Origin of the sequence: Mycobacterium sp. pW045 (assembly GCF_041287085.1) — a bacterium.
Classification (GTDB): Bacteria; Actinomycetota; Actinomycetes; order Mycobacteriales; family Mycobacteriaceae; genus Mycobacterium; species Mycobacterium algericum_A.
Map to the genome: position 1 here is coordinate 1 of NZ_JBGGKU010000021.1, position 3,277 is coordinate 3,277.

The window sequence follows — 3,277 nt, forward strand, 5'->3', positions numbered from 1 at the left end:
GGTGCACGAACATGATCAACTACGCGGGCGACCCGCGCGGAAACGCCGAGATCAACGGCATCGGCTGGCAGACAGGCGAATGCCCCGAACCGATGTCTTGACCACCGCTGTGACGGCCGGTCGCGATCGGTAAGACGTGGCGCATGAACAGCCCCCAGATCGGTCACACCCCGAAGCCGCGTACATGAACTGGTGAAAGCCGTCCTCGGAAGGCCCAACTACGGGAAATGCGGATCTAATCTTCAGGTGGCGGCGTACTTCACAGGCCTTTGATCAGTGTGGAGAAGGGTGGCCGTGCAGCACCGCCCACGTCGCTGCTTGAAACACCTGCCTGCAACTGACCGGGCTGGTAGCTTGCGCCTATGAAACGCCGTATACGTATCGCCGTTGCCGTCACGGCATCGCTGGGTTCGGCTGTGCTGCTCGCTAACCCTGCTGCGGCCATCACGCCCGAGGAGTGGGGTATGAGCGACGGTATCGGTGTCGGCAAACGGGTGGCAGGAACTCCCTGTCTTGCCTCGGAAGCCCATCAGTGGGCCGACTCGGCCGACGGGAGTGGATATGCGCTCTGGTGCCCGCCCCCGAAGTTCGTCTGGGTATCGAGTAAGCCCTGACGATTTTTTGCCGCTCTCGGCCACGATGAGCTTGATGGGTGCATCGTTTGGGTCCGAAGCGCCAAGCTGCAGGCCATAGGCGCTCCGGCTGAAGTTCACGTCCACAAGGTCAGGATTGCGGCAAGGGCAGTTCACTGACGAGTTCTCCGGCATCAATGTCCAGTCCAGCGGCGATCTTGACGATGGTTTCCAGCCGGAGACTGCGCTGGCCGCGTTCCACTTTTCCCAGCTGCGACCAGTGGATGCCGCAGCTGTCAGCGGCTTTCTCCTGACTGAGGCCAAGTTCCGTGCGACGGTCGCGGACCCGCTCACCGAACACGCGGGTGGTCTCGTTGAGGGCTGGCTTGGGCTGGTCGGCAGGCACGGTGTCCAACGACATACGGCCCACGCGGATTAGGCCAGAGTGGAACATACCCATGTGCATTGAACACATGCGTAACAGACCTGTAGCCTGATGGCTCCTGGGTTAAACCTGATAACTTCTTTGATGACTTTTAAATTAGGGGACTGATTGATGATTCGAAGCCGTGCCGTGGAGCGGCATCGACGCTCGGACAACCCTCGCTCTTATGACGGCAAGGCTGGTCGCCGTCGCGCGCTGGGTGCCGGTACCGCGGTGGGTGCTTTCCTGTCGTTTGGCATGGTCCCGTTGGCGGCTGCGCCCGCGGCGCACGCCGATATCGACGACGTGTTGGTGGATCTGTTCGGTCAGGGGCTGGGTGCGGCTGTGGCCGACCTGGGTGCCAATTGGGGTGACCAGGGGGCCTGGGCGGTTGTCCTGGACCCGGGTAGGTGGACGGGCTTCTTCGACAATCTCGGCGAACAGGCCACCTGGGATGGGGTTCTGGCTGATCTGAACCTGAGTGGTATCGGGGCCGCTGACTTCGCCATGCCCGGTTCGGCCGCCTTCAGCTGGAGCGACATCAACTGGCTGTTGCCGTTCGGCAACGGCGCGGACGGCACGGCCGAGAACCCTGACGGCGGTGCCGGGGGATGGATCTACGGTCATGGCGGCGCGGGTTGGGACGCCGATGGCACGGCCGATCAATTCAACGGCGGCGCCGGTGGTCAGGGCGGTCTGTTCGGCGGCAACGGTGGTGACGGCGGAGACGGCTTCGGTTCGGGTTCCGGTGGTGACGGCGGTGCCGCAGGGCTATACGCGTGGTTCAGCCGCGGTGGCGACGGTGGCAATGGCGGCAATGCGGTCACCGCGGGTGGCGATGGTGGTGCCGGTGGTATCGGTGGTGACGCCGCACAGTGGGGTCTGTTCAGTGCCCCCGGCGCGGGCGGTAGCGGTGGTGACGGTCTGGCTGGCGTCGCGGGTGTTGCTGGAGCCTTTGCCGGTGCTGATGGTGGTGCCGGTCAGAACGGCGGTGCCGGTGGTAACGGCGGTGCTGGCGGTAGGGGCTCGATCGGGTTCGGCGCGGGTGGCCAGGGCGGTTCTGGAGGTAACGGGGCACAGGGTGGTATCGGCGGCGATGGTGCCGACGGCGTACACGGCACCAACTCCGACATTGACGGCACCAGCGGTGGCACCGGTGGTGTAGGCGGCACCGGTGGCGCTGCGGGTCAAGCCGGGGCTGGCGGTGCGGGTGGCTGGTTCGCGAGTAGTGGTGCCGCGGGCGCGAGCGGTATCCAAGGCACCGGTGGTATCGGCGGCGATGGCGGCAACGGTGGCGATGGAGCCGACGGCACGGCGGGCGCAGACGGCACTGCACAGCAGCTCGACGGTTACACCGGTGAGAACGGCGGAACCGGTGGCAACGCCGGTTCGGGAGGCGCTGGCGGCCAGGGCGCTGGCGGGCAGGCGGCCAGTGGCACGGGCGGTGTGGCCGGTGTGGGTGGCAACGGCGGCCACGGCGGTGCGGGCTTCACGGGACTCAACGGCACAGCGGGCGACCCCGACGGCGTCGCCGGAGGTGCCGGTGGCGCTGGTGGTGACGGTGGCCTGGGTGGACTGCAGGCCGATGGTGTTACCCGTGCTGCCCAAGGTGATGGTGGCAATGGTGGTGCCGGTGGCCAAGGCGGTGCCGGGTATGACGCGGTTGACGAGGGTGCAGCGGCGGGTACTTCCGGTGGCAATGGTGGTGTCGGCGGCGATGGTGGTTCCGGTGGTAGCGGCACCCAGGCTGGTGCTCACGGTGTCGGTGGTGTGGGTGGCGCTGGTGGTTCGGGTACTGATGGCGCCCATGGTGGCCCAGGTCAGGCGGGTACGGCATTAGACCCGACCGGTGGCAACGGTGGCAACGGTGGTGATGGCGGTAATGCCGGTGCTGGTGGTGCCGGGGGTAGCTCCGGTGGTGGCAACTTCGCGGCGTCGGGTGCGAACGGTTCAGCGGGTAAGGGCGGCAACGGTGGTGTCGGTGGTGCGGGTTATGACGCGTCCAGCGATGTAACTGCTGCAGCCGGTACTGCGGGTGGCGATGGTGGTGTTGGCGGTAACGCCGGACGCGGTGGTCTCGAGGTTGGTGGCGGGCGTGCTGCTGACGGTGTTGCCGGGGTTGGTGGCAACGGCGGCCACGGTGCTAACGGTGCCGTCGGGGACAACGGCACGGCAGCCAACATCGAAGGTGGTGCCGGTCAGGCCGGTGGCGCTGGTGGTGACGGTGGCCTGGGTGGACTGCAGGCCGATGGTGTTACCCGTGCTGCCCAAGGTGATGGTG

At 66.5% G+C, this 3,277-nt stretch carries 2 protein-coding genes; one reads left to right on the forward strand and one right to left on the reverse strand.

Annotated features, from left to right (window positions below; all coding sequences use genetic code 11):
- Positions 1 to 723: 723 nt before the first annotated feature.
- Positions 724 to 993: a helix-turn-helix domain-containing protein gene (locus ACAG20_RS21010; protein ID WP_370493998.1), complete on the reverse strand. Its 270-nt coding sequence runs from the start codon at positions 991 to 993 to the stop codon at positions 724 to 726.
- Between the two features lie 135 nt (positions 994 to 1,128).
- On the opposite strand from ACAG20_RS21010, the gene ACAG20_RS21015 reads away from it, so the two are divergent.
- A partial coding sequence (locus ACAG20_RS21015; RefSeq protein ID WP_370493999.1) for a PGRS repeat-containing protein occupies positions 1,129 to 3,277 on the forward strand: 2,149 nt, incomplete at its 3' end.

Coding starts and splice junctions, on each gene's coding strand:
- ACAG20_RS21010 (WP_370493998.1), bottom strand. CDS start 993: ATGTCGTTGGACACCGTGCCTGCCGACCAGCCCAAGCCAGCCCTCAAC.